Annotated in this window: 17 protein-coding genes; 10 read left to right on the top strand and 7 right to left on the bottom strand. The window is 39.4% G+C overall.

Annotated features, from left to right (window positions below; all coding sequences use genetic code 11):
- Positions 1-17: 17 nt before the first annotated feature.
- The 3 genes from trxB to FZF08_RS17930 all read right to left on the bottom strand — a co-directional run bounded on the left by trxB (position 18) and on the right by FZF08_RS17930 (position 3,651).
- Positions 18-986 (bottom strand): thioredoxin-disulfide reductase, encoded by a 969-nt coding sequence (trxB, locus tag FZF08_RS17940; RefSeq protein WP_159471239.1) that lies wholly within the window; start codon positions 984-986, stop codon positions 18-20.
- A 182-nt stretch (positions 987-1,168) separates the two neighbouring features.
- Positions 1,169-3,070 (bottom strand): OmpA family protein, encoded by a 1,902-nt coding sequence (locus tag FZF08_RS17935; RefSeq protein WP_159471238.1) that lies wholly within the window; start codon positions 3,068-3,070, stop codon positions 1,169-1,171.
- Complete coding sequence (locus FZF08_RS17930; protein ID WP_159471742.1) at positions 3,070-3,651, bottom strand: 7-carboxy-7-deazaguanine synthase QueE; 582 nt, start codon at positions 3,649-3,651, stop codon at positions 3,070-3,072. The genes FZF08_RS17935 and FZF08_RS17930 overlap by 1 nt, the downstream gene beginning before the upstream one ends.
- Positions 3,652-3,931: 280 nt before the next feature.
- Here FZF08_RS17930 and mnmE point away from each other — a divergent pair, with 280 nt between their 5' ends.
- From mnmE to FZF08_RS17880, 10 genes are all read left to right on the top strand, one after another.
- Positions 3,932-5,287 carry a tRNA uridine-5-carboxymethylaminomethyl(34) synthesis GTPase MnmE gene (gene mnmE, locus FZF08_RS17925; RefSeq protein ID WP_409012664.1) on the top strand — a complete coding sequence of 452 codons (1,356 nt, stop codon included), beginning with the start codon at positions 3,932-3,934 and terminating at the stop codon, positions 5,285-5,287.
- A 268-nt stretch (positions 5,288-5,555) separates the two neighbouring features.
- On the top strand, positions 5,556-5,906 hold the full coding sequence (locus FZF08_RS32340) for a helix-turn-helix domain-containing protein (protein ID WP_159471236.1): 351 nt from the start codon (positions 5,556-5,558) through the stop codon (positions 5,904-5,906).
- Position 5,907: 1 nt separating this feature from the next.
- On the top strand, positions 5,908-7,035 hold the full coding sequence (locus FZF08_RS17915) for a site-specific integrase (protein ID WP_159471235.1): 1,128 nt from the start codon (positions 5,908-5,910) through the stop codon (positions 7,033-7,035).
- A 3-nt stretch (positions 7,036-7,038) separates the two neighbouring features.
- Positions 7,039-8,136, top strand: a complete 1,098-nt coding sequence (locus FZF08_RS17910; protein ID WP_159471234.1) for a hypothetical protein — start codon at positions 7,039-7,041, stop codon at positions 8,134-8,136.
- A 51-nt stretch (positions 8,137-8,187) separates the two neighbouring features.
- On the top strand, positions 8,188-8,526 hold the full coding sequence (locus FZF08_RS17905; protein ID WP_159471233.1) for a helix-turn-helix domain-containing protein: 339 nt from the start codon (positions 8,188-8,190) through the stop codon (positions 8,524-8,526).
- Between the two features lie 107 nt (positions 8,527-8,633).
- Positions 8,634-9,842: a virulence-associated E family protein gene (locus FZF08_RS17900; protein ID WP_229216584.1), complete on the top strand. Its 1,209-nt coding sequence runs from the start codon at positions 8,634-8,636 to the stop codon at positions 9,840-9,842.
- A 286-nt stretch (positions 9,843-10,128) separates the two neighbouring features.
- Positions 10,129-10,485 carry a hypothetical protein gene (locus tag FZF08_RS17895; protein WP_159471232.1) on the top strand — a complete coding sequence of 119 codons (357 nt, stop codon included), beginning with the start codon at positions 10,129-10,131 and terminating at the stop codon, positions 10,483-10,485.
- Positions 10,482-11,180 (top strand): hypothetical protein, encoded by a 699-nt coding sequence (locus tag FZF08_RS17890; RefSeq protein ID WP_159471231.1) that lies wholly within the window; start codon positions 10,482-10,484, stop codon positions 11,178-11,180. Before FZF08_RS17895 ends, FZF08_RS17890 begins: the two co-directional genes overlap by 4 nt.
- The gene (locus tag FZF08_RS17885; protein WP_159471230.1) at positions 11,173-11,700 is read left to right on the top strand and encodes a hypothetical protein; all 528 of its coding nucleotides are present in this window, start codon (positions 11,173-11,175) and stop codon (positions 11,698-11,700) included. Before FZF08_RS17890 ends, FZF08_RS17885 begins: the two co-directional genes overlap by 8 nt.
- 240 nt (positions 11,701-11,940) lie before the next feature.
- Positions 11,941-12,492 carry a hypothetical protein gene (locus tag FZF08_RS17880; RefSeq protein ID WP_159471228.1) on the top strand — a complete coding sequence of 184 codons (552 nt, stop codon included), beginning with the start codon at positions 11,941-11,943 and terminating at the stop codon, positions 12,490-12,492.
- 365 nt (positions 12,493-12,857) lie between these two features.
- Here FZF08_RS17880 and FZF08_RS17875 read toward each other — a convergent pair whose 3' ends face one another.
- The 4 genes from FZF08_RS17875 to FZF08_RS17865 form a co-directional block, all read right to left on the bottom strand.
- A complete protein-coding gene (locus FZF08_RS17875; protein ID WP_159471226.1) occupies positions 12,858-13,496 on the bottom strand; it encodes a hypothetical protein in 639 nt (212 codons plus the stop codon).
- A gap of 12 nt (positions 13,497-13,508) precedes the next feature.
- Positions 13,509-14,198, bottom strand: a complete 690-nt coding sequence (locus tag FZF08_RS17870; RefSeq protein WP_159471224.1) for a HupE/UreJ family protein — start codon at positions 14,196-14,198, stop codon at positions 13,509-13,511.
- A gap of 37 nt (positions 14,199-14,235) precedes the next feature.
- The gene (locus FZF08_RS32060) at positions 14,236-14,364 is read right to left on the bottom strand and encodes a hypothetical protein (protein ID WP_255463645.1); all 129 of its coding nucleotides are present in this window, start codon (positions 14,362-14,364) and stop codon (positions 14,236-14,238) included.
- Between the two features lie 397 nt (positions 14,365-14,761).
- Positions 14,762-15,112 carry a helix-turn-helix domain-containing protein gene (locus FZF08_RS17865; protein ID WP_159471222.1) on the bottom strand — a complete coding sequence of 117 codons (351 nt, stop codon included), beginning with the start codon at positions 15,110-15,112 and terminating at the stop codon, positions 14,762-14,764.
- Positions 15,113-15,197: the final 85 nt, after the last annotated feature.

Raw genomic sequence — 15,197 nt, 5'->3', positions numbered from 1 at the left:
TTTATTCTGGGTTATTCTTAGTTCGTTTCAAGGATATCATCCGCGATCACTTCCACTTCACGTTCCATTAAGAAACGTTCCGCGTCCAAAGCAGCCATACAACCCGTTCCCGCCGCCGTAATAGCCTGACGGTAAACATTGTCCTGCGCATCACCACAAGCGAATACTCCTGAAACATTGGTGTGGGCACTTCCTTTTATCGTTTTGATATAACCCGTTTCGTCCATATCAATATAACCTTTGAAAATTTCGGTATTGGGTTTGTGACCAATCGCTACGAAAAATCCGGTTACGTCCAGAAGTGTTTCTTCTCCTGTTTTATTATTTTTAACTAAAACACTTTCCAAACCTTCTTCTCCATTCAAAGAAACCGTTTCTGTGTTCCAAAGAATTTCGATATTAGGAAGCGTAGCCAAACGTTTCTGCATGATTTTGGAAGCACGCATTTCGTCACGACGAACTACCAAATACACTTTACGTACTAATTTTGCAAGATAACTCGCTTCCTCGGCAGCAGTATCACCAGCGCCTACAACTACAACATCCTGTCCACGGAAAAAGAAACCATCACAAACCGCACAGGCAGAAACGCCATGGCCGTTCAATCTTTCTTCACCTTCAATACCAAGCCATTTTGCAGTCGCACCCGTAGATATAATAACAGAATCAGCAAGAATTTCTTTTTTGCCGTCGATGATCACTTTGCGTGGATAGCTCGTAAAATCAACTTCCGTAGCCATGCCGTAACGGATATCAGCACCAAAACGTCGGGCTTGTTTTTCGAAATTGATCATCATTTCAGGGCCTGTTATTCCATCAGGATAGCCTGGATAATTGTCAACTTCGGTGGTAATAGTCAATTGACCACCAGGCTGAGCTCCCTGGTAAAGAACAGGATTTAAACCAGCTCTTGAAGCATATATAGCAGCGGTGTAGCCGGCAGGGCCGGAACCAATAATAAGGCAATCTACTTTTTCAGATGTCATGTTAATTTCTTACTTATAGTATTCAAAAATCTTTAATTCAAACTTTTACACAGTAGAACAGCAATTTTGCAGTTCCATATTTGAGTCTGATTATAGAGCGATTTGTAATTTTCACGCCTATGCAAGGATAACAAATGCATGTTTACAAAAGTGCAAAATTTAGCTTCTTAATGCAAATTTCCTTACAAAACCCGCCATTCGATGCGGCGGTTCCTCCGACGATTTTCCTCTGAATCATTTTTTGCCACGGGTTTTGTTTTTCCAAAGCCTTTTGCGTTAAGTCTTTCTGCTTCAACTCCGGATTTTTTAAGGTAGTCCAGAACGGATAGCGCCCTTTTTTTCGATAATTCCAGATTCGTCTGTTCACTGCCTACATCGTCCGTATGTCCGGATATTTCAATACTGATCTGTTTGTTGTTTTTCAAAAAATCAACCATCCGGTTCAGTTCAACTTTGGATTTATCGTCGAGCGTGAACTCGCCGGTATTGAAGAAAATGTTATTCAATACTTCAATCCTGTCTTTTTCAATCGCTTCCAAAGGAATATCAAGGTTGAGTGACGACGCAGAATCCGTTACTGAAAAAGTCAGACTTTTAAACAAATAACCACTTTTGGAAACATAAAAGGCATACTCGCTTCCTTTGTTTAACACAGCAAGAAAACTACCTGTTTGTAAATCTGACGAAAACTCGGCGACTTTTTCCTGACTTTTCAGATCATATAATTCAATACTGGATGCCAAAGGTTTATTGGTCTTTTTGTCAAAAACTTTTCCTTTTGCATAACGGGTAGGGGTTACCATATTTTGGAGTGAATCAGGCAGATCAAAAGTATATAACAGGGAACGACCTTTAGACTTTTCAGAACTGTCATCGGTGTAATATCCTTTTTTACCATTTGACGAAATGAATAATCCTACCTGGTCGGCCTGGGTATTAATTGGGTAACCTATGTTTTTTGGCGGGGTCCACGTTGTGTCTGCTTTTTGGGATAAAAATATATCAAAACCTCCCATGCCGGTCAAACCATTTGAAGCATAGAAAAGTGTGCGTCCGTTGGCATGAATAAAAGGAGCATTCTCATCTTCCGGCGTATTTATTATTGGGCCCAGATTTTTCGGATCAGACCATAGTCCTTTTTCCTTCAAAACAGAATACCAGATATCCGAACGGCCTTGTCCGCCACGACGGTCTGATGCAAAATAGAGCGTCCTTCCATCCGCAGAAAGTGAAGGTTGGGATTCCCAGTTTCTGGAATTTATATTTTCTCCTACGTTTTGCGGCGCACTCCAGTCACTTCCCTGTTTGTGAGAAATGTATAGATCACAGCCACCATAACTATCAGGTCGATTACAGGCAGTTAAAACCAACGTTCTCCCGTCAGCAGAAATGCTGCAAGTTCCTTCATTGTTGGTAGTATTGATTGCTTTCGAGATTTCCTCAGGAACATCCCAGCCGCCGGGAATGCGATGTGTGACATAAATATTTTCATCCCGATTTTCAGTTAATCCGGTGAAAATGAGTGTTTCATCATCGGCCGTCATTACCGGGAAAAATTGTGAATTGAGAAAGTTAACCGTGTCTCCCAAAGATTGTTTATGCACTTTCATTGGATTCCTTATAGCCATTTGAGCGAACTTTGAGGAAGCTGCGCTTTTTTTTGCCAAACGTGCTAATCCTGATTTCGGCGGAGAAAGAGCCAGCGCCTTTTCAAAATAAACAACCGCCGAATCGTATTTTTCCTCCCTGAACAAATTGCTGCCCAACCATTGATATGCAGAAGAGGATTGCGGGTCGGATGGTCTGAGGGATATAAACCTGGCAAAATGTTTTCTGGTGAGTTCGGTTTTCTTTTGAAGTTCGTAGATCTGCGCTAGCCTCAAATGAATCTCGGAATTGTTCGGATCTGTTTCTTCCACTTTTTCGAACAATACCATCGCTTCATTCAGCTGCCTTGCCTGCCACGCTTTCTGAGCTTTATCAAATGTTTCTTTACCACGCCGCGACAAAGGTGCGTCCTGTGCGTGACTGTTTGTTGAAAAAAACCAACCTGAAAAAAGCAGTGTCAGAAGAAGGAATCGCATTACGGAATATTCATATATTTATGCGTTTGTAACGACATTTTCCATTTCGGATTGTCCTTGATGTAATCTATTATCAAAGGAAGCATCTGTTCGTGTTTACTCCATTCCGGCTGCAATAATAATGTACAGTTTTCATTCACTTTTGCGGCGTGTTCTTCCGCAAACTCAAAATCGCTCTTGTTGTAGATGATCGCTTTCAGTTCATTTGCATTTTCGTAAATATCCGGATGTGGGTTTTTGAATTTTTTGGGAGAAAAACAAACCCAGTTCCAGTGCCCTGTAAAAGGATAAACTCCGGACGTTTCGATATTAGTCTGGAAGCCAGCTTCCTGCAAAGAGGCGGTAAGCGCATCAAGATTATACATCAAAGGTTCTCCGCCGGTAATCACAGCCAGTCGGCCACGATATTCAAGAGCTCCTTCAACAATGGTATTAATTTCCTGTTTCGGGTGCGCATTAGCATCCCATGATTCTTTCACATCACACCAGTGACAACCTACTTCACATCCGCCAAGACGGATAAAATAAGCGGCTTTTCCACTATGCTGGCCTTCTCCCTGCAATGTGTAAAAGGCTTCCATAACCGGAAGCTGGCTGGTGACGATGGGTAATGTTTCAGTTAGCAAAATTCAAAAAGTAGGTAAACAATAAATAAAATGAGTACAAAGATAAAGGGTAACAAAAGAAATCGGTAAATAATTTGAAATCAGTACAAGATTATAACTGTTTTAGCTGGTCCTTTAATTTTTTGACCTTTAAAATCAATTTTTAAAATTCTGTGTTGACTATAAACGAATGAAATTTTTCGGGCCATTGAATAAATAGCGTAATGAGTACGATCTTTGCAGCATGAATAATACGATGATACACCAACAGGAAGCAATTTGTGCTTTGGCAACACCCTCAGGTGTTGGCGCAATTGCAGTTATACGCGTTTCAGGACTTGATTCGATTTCAATCGTCAATGATATATTTAAAGGCAAAAACCTAAATTTAGTCGAGAGCCATACCGCACATTTTGGCACGATACAATCAGATACTGAATTAATTGACGAAGTTTTGGTAACCGTTTTTAAAACACCAAAATCCTTTACGAAAGAAGATTCGGTCGAGATTTCCTGTCACGGGTCGGATTATATTATCAAACAGATTTTAAAACTTCTCATAAAAAAAGGAGCCAGAATAGCACGTCCGGGTGAATTCACCCAACGCGCATTTTTGAACGGACAATTTGACTTGGTACAAGCAGAAGCCGTAGCGGATCTGATTGCAGCAGATTCAGAAGCAAGTCATAAAACAGCGTTGAATCAACTAAGAGGAGGTTTTTCCAAGAAGCTGGCGTCACTACGTACCGAATTAATTCATTTCGCATCGCTGGTTGAACTGGAACTGGATTTCGGCGAAGAAGATGTGGAGTTTGCTGAAAGAGATGATTTAAGAAAACTGATTAATAAACTACGCCAGACAATAGCGCCCTTAATCGAATCTTTTGATTATGGAAATGCCATAAAAGAAGGTGTGCCGGTAGCGATCATTGGTTCGCCAAATGTTGGAAAATCAACCTTACTGAACGCGCTTTTAAATGAGGAAAAAGCGATCGTAACCAGCGTTGCAGGCACAACCCGTGACGTGATTGAAGACACGATGGTGTTGGAAGGTTTGAAATTCAGATTTATCGATACGGCCGGAATTCGTGAAACTACGGATCTGGTAGAATCGATTGGAATTGAACGTTCTCGTGGAGCTATGGAAAAAGCGGATATTGTGATTTTTCTTTTTGATAGTGAACAAACTTTTCTGGAAAACAAACAGGTTGCCACAGAATTGGCATCTGGGAAGGATTTACTTTGGGTATATAACAAAATTGATATTGATCCTGAAACTTTCAATAAATTGAAATCCGAAAACGCTGAAATTATCGGAATTTCTGCTCAAACGCAGCAAGGATTACAGTCATTAACACAGGTTTTGGTGAACCGCGTCTATGGACAATCGGCAACGGATACTGTTGTAACAAATCTTCGTCATTATGAACATTTATTGAAAACCCAGGATGCTTTGAATGAAGTAATCAATGGATTGGATACCGGAATTACAGGCGATTTCCTGGCTCAGGATATCCGGTTGTCTTTGCACCATTTAGGGGAAATTACAGGGACGATTGTTACGGATGATTTGTTGGATAATATTTTTAGTAAGTTTTGTATCGGCAAGTAGATAGTAGTAATTAACGATAAATAAAGGTAAGTAAAGATAACTAAAACCCTGTTAGATAAACACTAACAGGGTTTTCTATTTTTTTGATGCTTTGTGATAATATTTGGTTTTTTTGTACCGATTTGTACCTTTTATGGTATTTTTGGCACGAGGTACAAAAAGGTACAAATTTTTGGGTTTTAGGGGGGAAATGATGAAACAAACTGAAACATTCTGAAACATTCTGAAACGTACTGAAACATGTAGAAACAATAGGAAACAAGGCACTATGAGCTCAACAATTGAAACCATCAGAATCTGCCAGGAATGTGGTAATAAGTTCACTGCCAGGACCACCGTGACCCGGTTTTGCTGTTTGAAATGTAACAGGAGGAACTACAAAAAGAGGGCGCGTAAAGTCAAGGTAGAGAAGAGCGAAAAGTTGACAATTGAAAAGAAACAATTGCCACCAAGGGAGGTAGCAACAAAGAGCTATTTGTCTATCAAAGATGCATGCTCGCTGCTAACGATTAGCCGCACTACATTATGGAGGCTGATAGGAGACCGAAAGATCAAGTCGGTCAAACTTGGCCGCCGCATAGTCATTTCAAGAATTTCAATCGATAAACTTTTTATATAACATGGAACGTACAAGAACTGTCAAACTCAGGGAAAAAATATTAGCAGACGGCAGAAAAAGTCTTTATCTCGATTACTATCCCGCAGTTTATATTCCGGAGACGGGAAAAGAAACACGCCGGGAATTTTTAAAGATTTATCTGCACGATAAACCGGCCAACCCTGCACAAAAGGAATACAACCGAATAAGCAAGGCAAAAGCGGAAAGCATTCGTTCTGAAAGAGAGATACAATTTATCAATCAGAACTTTGATTTTGCAGACAGGCTCACGGCTAAAAAAGATTTTCTGGCCTATTTCAAGGAAAAGGCAGCGAAACGGAATAAATCAAAGGGCAATTATGATAACTGGTATGGAACCTATAAATACCTGTGTCAGTACACGAAGGATAGTTGTACTTTCGGCCAGGTTGATGAAAAGTTCTGTGAAGGATTCAAAACCTATTTGCGTTCAATCAAATCCAGAAAATCCGAACACACTGGCCTTGCTGATAATACGATTTATAGCTACTACAATAAATTTCGGGCATGTATTAATGAAGCGTTTGAAGATCGATTATTTGCAATTAACCCACTTCTAAGAGTTAAAGGCGTTCCGATGGGAGAATCTCAAAGGGAATTTTTAACATTGGAGGAGTTGAAAGCACTTAATACAACTGAATGCGAACATGCTGTACTAAAACGTGCAGCAATTTTCTCAGCCTTAAGCGGGCTTCGCTGGTCTGATATGATTAAACTAACCTGGAAGGAAGTTCAGCATTCAGAAATGGACGGGTATTATATCCGCTTCACCCAGCAAAAAACGAAAGGGGTCGAGACACTTCACATTCCGGAACAGGCGTTTGAACAAATGGGAGAAAGAGAGGACGATAAGGAGCGGGTATTCAAGGGGCTTAAATATTCAGCTTATACAAACGTTCAGCTTTCACGATGGGTACTTTTTGCCGGTATCACCAAGAAAATAACTTTCCACTGTTTTCGTCACACTTACGCCACTTTGCAATTGACATTAGGTACAGATATTTATACGGTATCCAAAATGTTGGGGCACAGGCATTTGAAGACGACAGAAATCTATGCGAAAGTGATTGACAAAAAGAAAATTGAGGCCGCAAACCGAATAAAACTTTGAAGCATGAAAATCATCAATAAAGAGGGGAAACCCATCCCAGTTGAAGAGATGAATATTAACTGGTATACCTTAAATGAGTATTTAGGTGTTTATGACGATACTAACAATCTGCCTAGACGATTAAAGTACCTTGCTTGTGGTATACAAATTTTTTCAAATAATAGGCTTCCTGATTATCTGTTTGTGGACTTTCATAATAGAAAGCAATCAAGGATAAAGAAGACTGTCAATCTAATAATGTCTTTTTTTGTAATTCTCGGCTTCGTATTATTCTTTTTTCTAAAGGAATATTCTGCTGGTATTATGGTAGTAGCTGGCGTGTTCATTGTTAAGACGTTATTTCTTGATAGAAATACCAGAAACAATTTCTTACACACTTCCAAAGTTTTAGAAAATTCTAAATTCCTTGCTATACTAAAAAAGGCATCGCTGGATGATGATGCAAGTTTTAAAATTCTTGAGGAAAAACTCCTGGCAGGCGAATTTGACACTAGTAATTATTCAAGCCTAGCAAATATTGTTAGCAATGAGGGATCAGAAATTTCATTTTACGATGATAGCTCAGAAACCGCTGTTAACAGAGAGATATCGGTGATAACTGTCAACCATGAGATTCCAGAAAAAACCATTGCTATTGAAAACTATTCATTTGCAGCTTTTCAAGAAGATTTACTTCACTTAAGCGAGCAGAAAAATCAATTTAATGGATTTTCTATGGTGGAGGTAATTGACTTTTTCTCTGTGATGTGTTGTGCTGCTTGTAAAGAAGATATTCCACAAATGAAGATGGAAGATTTTACTGCGTTTCTTAAAATGGGGTTTTTAGGTAATCCGGTAAAACAGAAAATCAGATTAGATCGATTTGAAGTTGGAATCACTCAGGAAATTTTTCATCAATTTATGCTGAAAGCCGGAGATGAATTATTCGAAAATAAAAGTGGTGCGAGCATTAAGTATTTACAGTTATTAACTGATCATTTTGAGGGATTTGATTTTAAGAAAGTGAAGAACAATTTTCGAACAATTACGAACAATAGATTAACACGCATAAGAAATGAATACAAATCTGAAATACAAAGTGTACATATGTTACAAAAGTGAAAAAACGGAAAGAAAAGGGCTCTAACATTGCAGAAACAAAAATTACTGCACATGGAAAATCCGTTTAATTTAATTGACCAGAGACTTGAAAGAATCGAGTCTCTGGTATTAGAACTGAAATCAAAAGGTTCTCAATCTCCACCTTCAAACACTGTTGATCTATTATCAATAGACGAAGCTGTTTTACTGCTCAATCTTGCTAAACCCACGGTCTACAATCTGGTTTCTTCTGGAAAAATTCCGGTTATGAAGAAGTCGAAACGTTTGTATTTTTCCCGTAGTGAACTTCTTAACTGGTTAAAGTCAGGTAGAAAAAAGACTTTGGACGAAATCGAAGAAGAGGCCAGGTCTTATGTCGCAAACAGACATTCAGCCAGAGCGAAAAAGTAAGAAGCGAACCTGGAAAGATTCGCTTCGCTAACTATTTGAAATGGTATTGTGCTTGTGGTGAGACAAATATACCATTTCTGTTTCTGATAATCAATATCAAATACAGAATGATGAAAAAACATCAGGGAGTAAAATCTATTGGCCAGACTTCAAAGAGTACGACAATTAAAATGATTAGATTCTTGTCTTCTAAGTACGAATTTATGAACAATGTCATTTTAAATGAAATCCTCGTAAGAGAAAAAGGTATGTCAGATTATTACCCGGCAAACCTGAATACACTCTACATTGAAGCAAGAGAGGCCGGTTATAAGACGAGTGTAGGAGAGATCAATACGTTTTTGTGTTCAGATTATGTCTCAATAATTAATCCGTTTGAAGCATATTTTGACAATTCTAAGCAACTATGGCAAGAAAAAGTACATGGAGACTATATTGAAAAGTTTGCTCAGTACATAAAGGTTGAAGATCCGGAACGGTTTGTAACCCAGTTTAAGAAATGGCTTGTTCGATGCGTTGTTTGTGCACTAAATGATGATTATTTTAACAAACAAGCCTTGATATTTGTCCAGGATAATCAAAACAGCGGAAAGACCACATTAACAAGGTTCTTGATTCCGGAAGCGTTGAAAGATTATCAGGCTGAGAATATTTCAGTGGATAAAGATAGTCTTATCGCCTTATGCCAGAATTTCGGTGTCATTCAGGATGAATTATCAACGCTGTCCAAAACAGAAATCAACGCTCAAAAGACCCTGATGAGCAAGTCGTATATAAAGGTACGTCACCCATACGACCGTAAGCCAAAAATGGAACCTCGAAGAGCCTCTATTTGGGGTTCAACGAATAAGGCGGAGTTTTTGGTTGATGAAACGGGTAGTGTACGCTGGTTGTGCTTCGGTGTTCGGGAGATAGATTGGGCATACAAATCTGATATTGACATTAATATTGTGTGGTCGCAAGCCTACCAGCTCTACAAATCTGGATTCAAATATGAAATGACCATTCAGGAAATTCAGGATAACGAACTGGTTAACAGTAAGTATAAGACAACCACAATTGAATTTGAATTGATCCAGAAATATTACTCTTCGGGTACTAAGGACAATTATGATCAATTCTTCACAGCCACGGATTTCTGTGAGGACTTGACAAATAAAACCAATGGGAAATTAAAGATCAGTCCGGTTGAAATAGGCAAGGCGTTGAAATTTCTGGGTTACATTCAGTCACAGAAACGCGGTCACGAAGATCAGAGATTTCCAGTAAAAGGATATTATATTTTACATAATGATCTTACTACTTACTACAAATAGCTTTATAGTGTTGATAGTTTGAAAGTTATGTGTAGTAAGAAGGTCTATTTTATCTTACTACAAGTTACTACAAAGGTGATCCAAATAACAATGAAGTAAGAAGATTTTATATGTAGTAAGAACCATATTTTTGAAAATGAGTATATCGTATTGATTTTCAATAAGATAGGAAGCAGTGTAGTAAGTAGTAGGTGTAGTAGCACCATTTTTCGTAATATAAACACTTTTACGTAAAACCTGTTTTAAATAATTGATTTACAGTGAGTTGTAAGCAAAATTAAACGCTATGAATAACGAGATTTTAATCCGTCTTTTTGAGAAGAAGGACAGAAAACGCAGGAAAATACTTTACAGTCTTTATCAATATTACTTTGAGCCTGGATTATCATCACTATTTATCGCTCAGTCGATCAATGATGATTTGGGTATGCCTGACCTTGTTTCAATTGAGGATATTAACTACTGTAGGTTCTATTTCCACGGTAAGGTTAAAGCCGCTAACAGAATTCGTTCGCCAATGGTAACTGCTGGGAAAAGGGTCGAAGAATTGAAACCATCGGGATCATTGGTTCAATGGACTGATCCAGACGAATTGGACACTAGTCAAAATCAAATAATAAAATCTAAATTTTCAAAACAATGAGTCGTATTATAGAATTTACCCTGCAATCTAAGGGTGGGGTAGGAAAGAGTTTTCATACTTATTGCCGTGCCTTATCAGTGCCTGATGAACATTCGCTTTTTGTCGACGTGGACAGCTCCACGCAGACATCTACACGGCAACTTAAATTTCTGGGCGCAGAAAGACTGGAAACAATTTCTTTGTTGGATAACCGGGATGTTCTAGTTCGGGATAAATTCCTGGGATATATGGAAAGTCTGGCTGAAAGTCCTTTCGAAAGGATATTCATGGACTTTGGGGCTCCGGAATCTGAGCAAATTCCGGCGCTCATCCAAAGAGATATTCCATTTCGTGAATTCTGTGATGAGCTTAACTTTGAAGTTGTATTTAATGTTGTCATCGGCGGTGGTGGAGCATACAAAGCATCTGTCGATTATCTCCAAAAGATCGTATCTGTTTTGAATGATGAATTTAAAATTATCGTTTGGGAGAACATCACAAGTTTCAATCAATTTCCGGCACTGTCAGCAGAGTTGGCAGATAATTGTAAAAGAATGGGCTTGCTCTATAAGCGATTTGGAGACTTTGAGCCATCAACATTACTTGGAGGACAAGTGTTAGACGGCATTCGGAGGGGATATTCACTTAGTGACTATTCACCGGGTGCAAGGATTCGTATGAAAAAAGAACTTAAAGAGAATTTTGGTCATGAGTAAAATTAGCAAAGAGCAAATGGTAAGGCTTAAAGGTCAGTTCTCCGCAAAATATGGAATTGAGATGGATGACTGGTCTGCTATGGTCATGACAGAAATCAGCCAGCAGTTCATGCTTTTTGCCGGCCAGATGAATGCATCAATCAGCTCAATTGAAGAAGCATCTGAGAACATTAAGGGTAAGGTAAGCCAGATAAATTTTCGTAATAATCAGGAGGCGCTAAGATTCGGCTTAGGGCTATCAATTCCGTTTGCAGCCATGGGGACTATAATATCAGTCATGGTTTTATGGTATAGCACCACTACCAGGGAATATACTGTTCGTAAACAAATCATAGAAGATTATCAGAATGCACCCATTTATGCACGACTGATGCAATACGGACAAGTGGTAGAACATGGGGAGCAATTATGCCTGGCTTTAACTTTGGCGGATCTAGAATCAGGCAATATTCTGATCGGGAAGGAATATGTAAAGGATGGTAAATCCGGCCAAATACTGATTCCATTAGGCAGAAAGTAGGCGGGAGTCAAATTTTCATCCCATTTGTGCTTTTTTTAATCGTTTTCAAATCAATTCAATATTTTTCTAACATTTTCGACCGGAATCGGGCGATTTCGATACAATTCTAATTTCTTGGGATTTCCTTAAGTAGCAAGCTATGTTTTCCCATGGTCATAATATCGCTATGCATATTCTGTCCACGGGAAAACCGCTTGCCCTTTGGGAGTCAATTCGCCCTACGGCTCATTGTAAATAATTATGGAACAAAAGAAATTTCGAAAAAAGGGCGGAAGGCCCAGGTTGCCAGAAGAAGAACGAAGGCACAACGTGACTCTGATGTTAACACCATTGGAGGTAGAGCAGCTTCGGAGGGAGCACAAAGGTTATCTAGTGGACTTTGGTGTTTTCCTCCGGGAAAAGCTGTTGGATAGAGAAGCCATAACATTATCTAAACCGATAGATCCTGAAGTAAGGGCAGCGATGACAAACTTATTGAAAATGACAGGCAGTTTGTTGTTAATAGCGAAACGAACCGAATATGATGTGCTGGTAAGCAAAGAATTTTTGGAAATGGCAGCCGAGTTGAGAACGGCTATCCAAAAAGCTAATTACAACATTAATGAACTTGTGCTCACAAAAAGTTTGGTTCCAAATTTGATCCGGCACGTCAAGGATTTAAAAAAGTCCATTTTAGAATTACAAAAGGAATCGTTAGACATTGATGTTATCTTATACTTACTAAACTGTATTACTCAGATTGAGGAGAGGATGAACGTATTTGCAGGACAATACGGTATTTCAGGGGACTGAGCTTACAGTTTGAACAAATGGGAGAGGGATTTTCTTTCCCTTTTGTTCATTTATCAATCTTCTAAAAACCTTTCCACCAGCGTATCCAATTAATCCCAATTTTTATCTTTGAGGTATCCTTAAATGAATACCTTCCGAATCCCAGATACTAGTCGAAACGGAAAGAGTCGCTGGCAAATTAGACATGCTCATGCGAATCGAAGACAATGGCTCGTCTGAAATCACCAAGTCGGATTTAAGGTTTTTAAAAACGGGAAGCAGGTTATGAATGTTAGCCATTCGAAATACTACATCAGGGCAAAAGGGTTATCAAGTATGTGCAGGGGGAATGGGTAACGCACATTCCCCCTATATTTTTAAATTGACTACTTGGAATCAAGCATATACTGTCCCTTAATACGAAGGCTGACAACAATTTCGGTATCCGTCTTATTTTTGAAATACCAGCCATGACGACCTTCAAAAGGAGCCAATAAAGTGCCAATCATGTTGTTGGAGTAAGCCGCCGTATAGCTTTCAAAATATTCATCTTTTCCTGGATTCGCTTGTGTAGGTTCTCCGTGAAAATCAAAGTAAAGAACACCTTTATCAGTGACCCATTCGTATTTTACTGCCCCATATTTTAGCATATTCATTTTGTATTCTAGCCCTTTACCAGCCGGTACGCGGATGGTAACACTGTCCTGGCGCATCTGAAATTGTTTGGAAGGCGCAGGATTGTAAACCTCTTTTGGAACAGGGACATTCGGCCCTGATCCAAGCTCTTCGAGTTTTAGAACTGGATAGGATTTCGATCCACCTGTTTCAGCCCCTGCAATCAGGACAGGTGCATAGGGTTGATAAAGGCGACTGAATCCCAGTAACTTTCCGGTTCTCAGCGGATCTGATCCATATTCGGCGGGTAGCACCGCAGTCACAAAAAGCACACCTCCCAGTAGGAGTGCGAAGATTGTAGCTTTGACGATTTGTTTGGTTTCTAGAAGTGGTGGATTATTATCGATCATGAGTGTTAGATTTTATTGTGAAAAATATCCTGTCAGCTGATAGCCGATCAAAAGGAAGCCGGCAACTATCAAAAGCGTATTGGTTACGGTGGAGAACCGTTTGAAACTATCACTGTACCGCCACGCGCTGATAATCAAAAGAACTAAAATCAGAGCAAAGAACTGCCCGATCTCAACGCCGATGTTAAACCCGATCAGGTTGGTGACTAGCCCTTTTTTCCCAATGTTGAAATCCTGGAGTTTACTGGCTAGCCCAAACCCGTGAAACAACCCAAAGATCAAAACAGCCGCTCCTGTATTTGGCTGGAATCCAAAGATTTTCTTAAAGCCCCCCAGATTATCAAAGCCTTTGTAAACAATGGAAAAGGCAATGATCGCATCGATCAGGTAGGCATTGATCGAAATGTTTCCAAGGACTCCCAGCAGCAGTGTCAGGCTGTGCCCAATCGTAAAAAAACTAACATAGATCAGGATGTCTTTAGGCTTGTAAAGAAAAAAGATAACTCCAACTAAAAATAGAATGTGGTCGTAACCGGTTATCATATGTTTAGCCCCAATGTATAGGAACGGAACAAATGCCGAACCGTCATTGCCCATCAGAAATGATTTTGTTTTTTCATCTACAACATGGGCGAAGGCGCTAACGGCGACCATGCTGAGAAGCAATGATAGGCCTAAGAGAAACGATTTTTTATAGTTCATATAAGTAAGATGAGTTTTTAGTACGATTTAAGTTCTATTATGGCCTATGGTGGCTGTTAGGAGTCGTATCTGCCTGCGACTTTTCATGGCTAACTCCGCCCGTGGCAATGTCGTGACTGTGCTCCTTGTCAGCAGTTCCGGGAGATGCCGCTTTGCGAGAATCCACATGTTCGACATGCTCAGGACCGACTTCGTGCGTGTGTTTACTTTTTTCGAATTTACTTGAACAGGCTGTTAAAATGCCAAAAGACAGCAAAGAAATAGTATTATGATGATAAAAAGCAGCCAGGGTTCAACTATTTGATTTATAGTGTAAGTGACCCAGCTACTTCCGGAATTATTGAAGGCATCAGCATTCAGGATAAATTTCGAATTATTTCTGCAAAGATGTGATCGTTACTGACAAGCACTTTACCGATAACAAATATTTCGTTGGAGGCCGAATAAAAATTTATAGAACATACAATGAACACTATTGACAATAACGATGCATCTGTATCCCAAAAGTGCCAATAAGGTCCGGCCTTTCGGGGCAAAACAAATGGCGAACAACGTTCGCCAAATTACATATAGCGCTTAACCAGAAACTGATACAGAAGCTGGAAGAGACAGCGCAGGCGATTTATAGGAAGTGGTTTGTCCATTTTGAGTTTTCGGATGAGAATGGAAGGCCGTTTAAAAGCAGTGATGTGAGCTACGCGCTCGCCCTCGTCAAAAAGGCTTCCGGCTTGAATGTTGAAAATTTCTGCAATCCGGAAGATATGTGATAATGTAATCTCCCCGGTCCCTCGTTCCCGTTTTTTGTATTGTTCCGCTGATATTTCCAGTACGGAAGCCATTTGCTCTGGTTTGATTCCGTTTGATCTTTTCAACTGGATAATTTTCTTGGTGATTTCATTTGAATGTTGATTCATGGTTGCTTCTTTAAAGAGCTGATGTGAAAATTATATTGCTACTAGTACCATATTTGATAGCATTTTCTTCTATGTTTTATTGTTT

This window comes from Dyadobacter sp. 3J3 (assembly GCF_009801115.1).
In the GTDB taxonomy this organism is placed as follows: domain Bacteria; phylum Bacteroidota; class Bacteroidia; order Cytophagales; family Spirosomataceae; genus Dyadobacter.
This window is presented reverse-complemented; position numbering and strand designations above follow the sequence as displayed.